Below are 5012 nucleotides of genomic sequence, written 5' to 3'. Positions count from 1 at the left end.
TCCTCCGGTGCCCGCACCGTGATCGCCAGCGGAACGGTGCGCAGCGGCACCGTGCTCGGCGCGCGCACCGACAACCTGTTGCCGCCGGTGAAGTCGATCGTGGTCTGGCGCACCGCCTCCGCGATCGGTTCCCCGGGGCCGCGGTCGCCGAAGGCGCGATCCCCGAGCCCGCCGCCGAAACCGCCGGCCCCGAGACCACCAGCCCCGAGACCACCACGCCGTCCGGCTTCGCTGATCTGCCCGCCGACCCAGTTGAGCAGGCCGGACAGGCCGGTGCGCCATTCCGGGCCACCACCCGCGGAGTCGTGCCGGACCTCCACGTGCGTGGTCACCGTCTCGGCCAGCTCGACGTTGATCGCGCCGAGGCTGTTGCCGACGTCCACGACGATCGGCCCAGGAGTGTCGAATTCCTGGGTCCGCACGAGCTCGTTCGGTTCCCGGGATTCGGCATCGCCGGGTTGGGAGTCGCCGGGTTGGGAATTCCGGCCGGTGTCGCTGTTCAAGGTCGCCACCTCCCGTCAGCCCTGTACCCAGCCGTGGACCCGGGAGCCGTAGCCTTCGTCGCCGCGAAAGCGCCCCGGCCCGCCCCAACCGGGTCCGCGACCCGGCCGGTGGTGCTCCCACGGTCCCCGCGGTCTGCCGCCGTGCAGGGCGCCTTGCACTGCCTGCGCGACCCACGTGTTCAGCGACACGCCCTGCGTGGACGCGGCGTTCTCGGCCTGCGACTTGATCTCGTCGAGCAGCCGCAGCGTGATCCTGCTGATGTCACCGCTGTCGCCGCCCGGAGGCGGTGGCGGCGGCCGGTCGTCCTCGGCGGCCGAAGCCTTCCCGCCGCCTCCGCCGCTGACCGCCACCCGGACGTCCCGCCCGTCCAGCCGGACGTCGACGACCTGGTCTTCCAGGTGCGTGGTGACCTCCGCGGCGAGGTCGGAAAGCGCGTTCATGATCGCCAGCCGTGCCGCGGGCTCGATCGCGGCCGAGAGCACGGCGGCGGTCTGCCGGGTCTGCTCGTCGCCCGCCGAGGCGGCGGACGTGAGGTCTTCGCGAAGCTGGTTGATGTAAGGGCTCAGATCCATGACACCAATATGGCGTCGGTGCTGGCGTCGCGCAATCATCCAATGGTGTCGTCCGGTGTCACCGCGCCATCGCGAGTGGTGACCGGCCGGTGCGGCAGGACTGTCGGCACGGCCGGTTACGCTCGTTCCCGCAACCGCCGCAGCAGCGGCGGAGCAGCAGAAACCCCGAGACGAGCCAGAAGGGTCCGCGCACCGTGACCGAGATCGTGCCGCCGAAGGTCCAGCTCATCGGCAAGACGGAGTTCTTCCCCCCGGCCGACGTGGACTGGTCCACCGATGCAGACGGCGGCCAGGCGCTCGCGGAGTTCGCCGGCCGGGCCTGCTACCAGTCCTGGCGCAAGCCGAACCCGGCCACGGCCACCAACGACGGCTACCTGCGGCACATCATGGAGGTCGGCCACCTGTCCGTGCTGGAGCACGGCTCGGTGACCTTCTACCTGACCGGCATGTCCCGCTCGCTGACCCACGAGCTGATCCGGCACCGGCACTTCTCCTACTCGCAGCTGTCCCAGCGCTACGTCTCGGAGCGCGACGCCGCGATGGTCGAACCCGACGTGATCGCCGAGGACCCGGCGCTGCACGAGAAGTTCGTGCAGGCCACCGAGGCGAGCGTGCACGCGTACAACGAGCTGCTGGAAGCGCTGCAGGAGAAGTTCGCCGACGAGCCGAAGGCGACGCTGCGCCGCAAGCAGGCCCGCCAGGCCGCGCGCACGGTGCTGCCGAACGCGACCGAGACCCGCATCGTCGTGACCGGGAACTACCGCGCGTGGCGGCACTTCGTGGCGATGCGCGCCAGCGAGCACGCCGACGTGGAGATCCGCGCGCTCGCCGTGGAATGCCTGCGCCAGCTGCAGAAGGCCGCACCGAACGTGTTCGGCGACTTCGAGATCACCAGCCTCACCGACGGCACCGAGGTCGCGTCCAGCCCGTTCGTCACCGAGGGCTGACTCCCGGCCGAGCGCCCGGTGCGCGTGCCGGTTCGCTGATCACGGCTACAGTGGCCGCATGGGTGTGGCCAACGACGAGCGCCGGGAACTCTGCGACCTGTTCGAGCGGGTCGGGCCGGACGCGCCGACGCTGTGCGGTGACTGGAAGACCAAGGACCTCGCGGTGCACCTGCTGCTGCGCGAGCGTCGTCCGGACGCGCTGGCGGGCAAGTTCATCAAGGCGCTCGCCGAGCGCGGCGACAAGGTGGAGCAGGAGCTGCGGGACAAGCCGTGGCCGGACCTGATCGCCACGTTGCGCGAGGGGCCGCCGAAGTGGAACCCGATGTCGTTCGGCTCGGTGGACGAGACCGTCAACGCCGCCGAGTTCTACGTGCACCACGAGGACGTGCGCCGCGCGCAGCCGGGCTGGCAGCCGCGCCCGTCCGACCCGGAGCGGGAGGAAGCGCTGTGGAAGTCGCTGTCCCGGGTGGCGAAGGTGTTCTACGGCCGCAGCCCTGTCGGCGTGGTGCTGCGCCGCCCGGACGGCACCGAGATCGCCGCGAAGCGCGGTCCGCGCACGGTGCGCCTCAGCGGTGAGCCGAGCGAGCTGATCCTGCACGCCTTCAGTCGCCGCCAGCACCAGGTGGAAATCGAAGGCAACGAGGCGGACGTGCTCGCGGTGGAGGACTTGCGCCGTTCGTTCTGAAGCCGGTCGCGCTCGAACCGGCTGGGCCGAACGGGTGACCGGCGGCGCCGTGCGGATCGCACGCATGTGCCGCTGGAAAACCCGCGCCACCGCAGCCGCCGGGACGGAAGAAGATCGGCCCGCACGGGCGCTGACCGGTACCTTTCCGGCTGCCGCCGGTCGCGGCGGAGGTCCTGCGCACGGCCGCCGATGCGGCGCGTTGATCAATGGACTCACCAGGTAGCGTCAGGAGCTATGACCGTCTGTCCTACCGCTGCCCCTGGCCGACCGTTCGGCCGGGTCCTGACCGCCATGGTGACGCCGTTCGACGGAGACGGGAAGCTCGACCTGGCGTTGTCCCAGGAGTTGGCGACCTACCTGGTCGATCACGTCGGCAACGACGGCCTCATCGTCAACGGCACCACGGGAGAGAGCCCCACGACCAGCGACGACGAGAAGGAACGCCTGCTGCAGGCGGTCGTCGAGGCGGTCGGCGACCGGGCGACCGTCGTCGCGGGCGCGGGCACGAACAACACCGAGCACTCGGTGGAGCTGGCCCGCAGCGCCGAGAAGGCGGGCGCGCACGGTCTGCTGGTGGTCACCCCGTACTACTCGCGGCCCCCGCAGGAGGGGCTGCTGGCGCACTTCGGCACGGTCGCGGACGCGACCGACCTGCCGGTGATGCTCTACGACATCCCGCCGCGTTCGGTGGTGCCGATCCAGACCGACACGCTCAAGCGGCTCGCCGAGCACCCGCGGATCAAGGCCGTGAAGGACTCCAAGCACGACCTGTGGGCGGGCAGCGAGGTGCTGTGCAACAGCGATCTGGCCTACTACTCCGGTGAGGACCCGCTGAACCTGCCGTGGCTGTCGGTCGGCGCGGTCGGCTTCGTCAGCGTGATCGGCCACGTGGTGGGCGACCGCCTGCGCAAGATGCTGGACGCGTTCGAGGCCGGGGACATCGAGTCGGCGCGGGACGTGCACGCCGGTCTCATGCCGGTGTACCGCTCGATGAACTTCGTCGGTGGCGTGATCTTCTCGAAGACGGCGCTGCGGCTGTGCGGCTACGAGACCGGGCATCCGCGGCTGCCGCTGCCGCAGGCCACCGACGAGCAGGTGCGGGTGATCACCAGCGATCTGTGGGACGCCGGTCTTGTCCTGGTCAACCCCGATGCCGCAGCAGAGGTGACGTCCCGGTGAGCACGCAGCCTTCCGAACACCGCCCGATGGCGCCGACGGCGTCCGCGCCGCCGCCCGCGCTGCCGGAGGGCGGCCTGCGGATCACCGCGCTCGGCGGCATCGGCGAGGTGGGCCGCAACCTGACCGTGTTCGAGTACGCGGGCAAGCTGCTCATCGTCGACTGCGGGGTGCTGTTCCCCGAGGACGATTCGCCGGGTGTGGACCTGATCCTGCCGGACTTCGGGCCGATCGAGGACCGCCTGGACGACATCGAGGCGCTGGTGCTCACCCACGGGCACGAGGACCACATCGGCGCCGTGCCGTTCCTGCTGCGGCTGCGCCCGGACATTCCGGTGGTCGGCTCGAAGTTCACGTTGGCGCTGCTGGCGGCCAAGTGCAAGGAGCACCGGCAGACGCCGCAGCTGATCGAGGTCGCCGAGGGCCAGCACAGCGAGCACGGCGCGTTCGACCTGGAGTTCTTCGCGGTCAACCACTCGATCCCGGACGCGCTGGCGGTCGCGATCCGCACTCCCGCGGGCGTCGCGCTGCACACCGGGGACATCAAGCTGGACCAGCTGCCGCTGGACGGCAGGCTCACCGACCTGGCCGGGTTCTCCCGGCTCGGCGACGAGGGTGTGGACCTGTTCCTGGTCGACTCGACCAACGCCGAGGTGCCGGGGTTCGTCACACCGGAACGCGAGATCGGCCCGGTGCTGGACTCGGTGATCGGCAAGGCGACCCAGCGGCTGATCGTGGCCTGCTTCGCCAGCCACGTGCACCGGGTGCAGCAGGTGCTCGACGTGGCCGAGCAGCACGGCCGGAAGGTCTGCTTCGTCGGCCGCTCGATGGTGCGCAACATGGGCATCGCCGCCGAGCTGGGCATCCTGCGCGTGCCGCCCGGGCTGCTGGTCGAGCTCGACGAGGCGCTGGCGATGCCGGAGCACCTGGTGCTGTTCGTCTCGACCGGTTCGCAGGGCGAGCCGCTTTCGGCGCTGTACAGGATGGCCCGCGGTGAGCACAAGCAGATCCGCATCAAGGCCGGGGACACGGTGGTGCTGGCGAGCTCGCTGATCCCCGGCAACGAGACCGCCGTGTTCGGCGTGGTCAACGGCCTGGTCCGGCTGGGTGCCGAGGTGGTGCACCAGG

5 protein-coding genes and 1 pseudogene are annotated in these 5012 nt (G+C 70.8%); 4 read left to right on the top strand and 2 right to left on the bottom strand.

The window, feature by feature from the left end; genetic code table 11:
* Together IJH84_RS26845 and IJH84_RS26840 are read right to left on the bottom strand one after the other, a co-directional pair.
* Positions 1-503: pseudogene (locus tag IJH84_RS26845) on the bottom strand (hypothetical protein); the annotation flags it as partial.
* 15 nt (positions 504-518) lie between these two features.
* A complete protein-coding gene (locus IJH84_RS26840; protein WP_295150467.1) occupies positions 519-1076 on the bottom strand; it encodes a toxin-antitoxin system HicB family antitoxin in 558 nt (185 codons plus the stop codon).
* A 194-nt stretch (positions 1077-1270) separates the two neighbouring features.
* Between IJH84_RS26840 and thyX the strand changes: the two genes are divergently transcribed.
* The 4 genes from thyX to IJH84_RS26820 all read left to right on the top strand — a co-directional run.
* Positions 1271-2023 (top strand): FAD-dependent thymidylate synthase, encoded by a 753-nt coding sequence (gene thyX, locus IJH84_RS26835; protein ID WP_295150464.1) that lies wholly within the window; start codon positions 1271-1273, stop codon positions 2021-2023.
* A 58-nt stretch (positions 2024-2081) separates the two neighbouring features.
* The gene (locus IJH84_RS26830; protein ID WP_295150461.1) at positions 2082-2708 is read left to right on the top strand and encodes a TIGR03085 family metal-binding protein; all 627 of its coding nucleotides are present in this window, start codon (positions 2082-2084) and stop codon (positions 2706-2708) included.
* 234 nt (positions 2709-2942) lie between these two features.
* The gene (dapA, locus tag IJH84_RS26825) at positions 2943-3887 is read left to right on the top strand and encodes a 4-hydroxy-tetrahydrodipicolinate synthase (RefSeq protein ID WP_200070060.1); all 945 of its coding nucleotides are present in this window, start codon (positions 2943-2945) and stop codon (positions 3885-3887) included.
* Positions 3888-3913: 26 nt separating this feature from the next.
* Positions 3914-5012: ribonuclease J (locus IJH84_RS26820; RefSeq protein WP_295150469.1), on the top strand; the 1099-nt coding region annotated here is incomplete at its 3' end.

It is taken from the genome of Saccharopolyspora sp. (genome assembly GCF_017434145.1).
Classification (GTDB): Bacteria; Actinomycetota; Actinomycetes; order Mycobacteriales; family Pseudonocardiaceae; genus Saccharopolyspora_C; species Saccharopolyspora_C galaxeae.
Note: the sequence above shows the minus strand (reverse complement) of the source record. Positions and strands in the feature narration are given on the sequence as shown.